The following is a 2,340-nucleotide window of genomic DNA, read 5'->3' as shown; positions in this document are numbered from 1 at the left end:
AGTAGGTTGCATCGAAATTCCTTCTACCATACAAAATAAAAAGGACTTATTAATAAAAATAACCCCTATTATAATTAATATGTAGCTACATATGTTCCTCCAATATTTTAGAATAAACAGCTTCATATATACCTCATTTCTAATCTATCCCCAGATAAAAACGCCTCTAGTTTACAGGAATGCTAGAGACGTTTCGTACATTTTAATTCTCTTTAGAGGCATCTGTTTTTGGCGCTTCACCAGTTAACCGCTTATTTTTCAAATCAAAATAAGCATCTAAAACTTCTTTTCCAATATCGGAGTTAATGCCCGATTTATCATTTTCAACCCACGGTACTACAACAGAAAATGCTACTTCTGGATCATCATATGGCGCATATCCAGCTAATGTTAAGTTATAACATTCTCTACGATCGCCTTTCGCATTTCGCCCAATTGCATTTTCTCCACCATATACAGTTTGTGCGGTCCCTGTTTTACCAGCTGGTTTATATGGTGCTTTTTGGAACGCTCTTACTCCTGTTCCATCTCCTTCTTGAAATACTTTTCTAAATCCTTCTTTTACTTGATTAATATATTCTTGTTTCATATCGATTCTATTTAAAACAACGGGTTCTATTGATTGTACTACTTTACCAACCTCATCTTTTTGAACGGTTTGTTCTCTAATCTCTTGAACAATTTGTGGTTTCATTCGATATCCTCCATTTGCGATAGTCGAAATATATTGTGCAAGCTGAAGTGGTGTATACGTATCATATTGCCCAATAGAATAATCTAATAAGAAACCAGGCTGATTATCTTTTTTTCCAATTTGCCCTGCAGTTTCATTTGGTAAATCAATACCAGTTTGTACACCTAGTCCAAATTGCCTGAAATAATACCTCATTTTATCAAAATATTCTTGTTTAATATCTAGTGAACTATTTTTTACATAATCCACGCCAGCAATTTTTAATGCTATATTAAACATATAAACGTTTGAAGAAACTTGTAACGCTCTTAGATCGTCTATATCACCAAAATTTTTCCAAGACTTCTTTTCCTTAGTTCCTTTAAACTTCATAGGTGCATCATAAAAATGTGTTCCAGGAGTTATTGCATTTGTTTCAAACCCTGTTAACACTGTCGCACCTTTAACCGTTGATCCAAGCTCATATGAACTTGTCAGCGTGCCTAAAGCATAATCTTCTACTTCCATTTTCCCGTCTTTTTCTACAAGCCTTTTCCCAGCCATTGATAATACTTGGCCATTTTTAGGATTCATCATCACTACGAAAGCACGGTCTAACATTGATTCTGATCCTTTATATTGTTTTAATATTTTTTCTATGCTCTCCTCTACTTTTTTTTGCAATTCCATATCTATTGTTAAAGTTAAATTTTTACCGCTTTTTCCTTCCGAAACCGTTTCCGTTCTAATAGTATTTCCTTGTTTATCAGCAATGCTTCTTACTTCTTTTTTTGTACCATGAAGTACATCTTCGTATTGCTGTTCGATATAACTTTTTCCGACCCTATCATTTCGGCTATAATCACGCACTAAATAATAATCTAATCGTTCACGTGGCAATCCTTCATCAGCATTTGAAACGTTACCAAGGACAGAACGGAATAATCCATCATTTACATAGATTCTCTCCCAATCAACTGATGCGTCTACTCCTGGAAGGTTCGCTAAATTTTCACTAATCACCGCATATTCCTGTTCACTAACGTCCTTTTTAATAATTTGAGGTGCCATTTGAAAACCTGAGGTCATTTTACTTTTAATAGCTAACACTTCTATATCTTTAGCCGTTAGTTCTTGAAGATTTTTATCTGTAACGCGTTTCCTTTTTAAATCTTCTATTTTTTTGTCTAGCTCTTTTCCGGTAATATCCTTATCTCGGAACTTATCTATTTCTTTTTTTGATACTAAGTCTTGAGCCAGTTCTGGATTCAATTGCATCCAAAAGTCTTTCTTATCAGTCTCAGTTAACTTATCTATATCTTCTTGTGGCATTTCAATAATATCTGCAAGTTGTCTTGCTGATTTTAATATTTCTTCTTGTTTTACACCTTTCACCTTTGTATATGTAATCGTACGTAAAGACTTATTATCAACTACTGGATTTCCTTCACGATCAAATATTTTCCCACGTGGTACAGAAAGGCCCACGGTTGCATTTTCTCTCTTCTCTAATTCATTTTTATATGTTTCTCCATCAAAAATTTGCACTTTCCCTAACTGAATAATAATGCCAGAGAATAATAAAAATACACAAAGGAATAAAATATTTAACCGGAGAGGTACTACTCTACCACTTTTCTTCTCTTGCTTTTTCACCTTGTTGTTTT

General features: G+C 33.9%; 1 protein-coding gene and 1 pseudogene. Both read right to left on the bottom strand.

Translation table 11 applies throughout. The annotated features are described in order from the left end of the window. Nucleotides 1-126, bottom strand: a pseudogene (locus ABWK52_RS28010) (signal peptidase I); the annotation flags it as partial. A 76-nt stretch (nucleotides 127-202) separates the two neighbouring features. Beyond that, nucleotides 203-2,329, bottom strand: a complete 2,127-nt coding sequence (locus ABWK52_RS28005; RefSeq protein ID WP_000743767.1) for a peptidoglycan D,D-transpeptidase FtsI family protein — start codon at nucleotides 2,327-2,329, stop codon at nucleotides 203-205. Nucleotides 2,330-2,340 lie beyond the last annotated feature (11 nt).

The sequence above is a fragment of the Bacillus sp. AP50 genome (assembly GCF_040492675.1).
Lineage (GTDB): Bacteria > Bacillota > Bacilli > Bacillales > Bacillaceae_G > Bacillus_A > Bacillus_A cereus.
This window is presented reverse-complemented; position numbering and strand designations above follow the sequence as displayed.